Source organism: Ferrovum myxofaciens, from assembly GCF_000735045.1.
Lineage (GTDB): Bacteria > Pseudomonadota > Gammaproteobacteria > Burkholderiales > Ferrovaceae > Ferrovum > Ferrovum myxofaciens.
This window is the reverse complement of record NZ_JPOQ01000354.1, coordinates 1-253: the sequence shown is the minus strand read 5'-3', so window position 1 is coordinate 253 and position 253 is coordinate 1. Positions and strand designations below refer to the sequence as shown.

Genomic DNA, 253 nt, shown 5'->3' with positions numbered 1-253 from the left:
ATTCAATTGGACAGCACCTACAGGCTCCCAGTTACGGGTAGCCCCTGACCAGCGTTGTGGCTTCTTTTCCTTGGCTGCCTGATATACCTCATGACGCTTGGCCAGTATCCCACAATCTTCCCTCCGGTGTCGCTGTGAGGGGGTCACAAATCGAATCCGACTGTGACGATGTTCGTTGTTATACCACCGCACAAACTCCTGTACCCAAACCCGTGCCGCCTCTATGTCTGCAAACCCGTCAGAGGGCCATTGC

1 pseudogene is annotated in these 253 nt (G+C 54.5%); it reads right to left on the bottom strand.

The annotated features are described in order from the left end of the window. Positions 1 to 253 (bottom strand): annotated as a pseudogene (locus tag IV91_RS18150) (integrase core domain-containing protein); the annotation flags it as partial.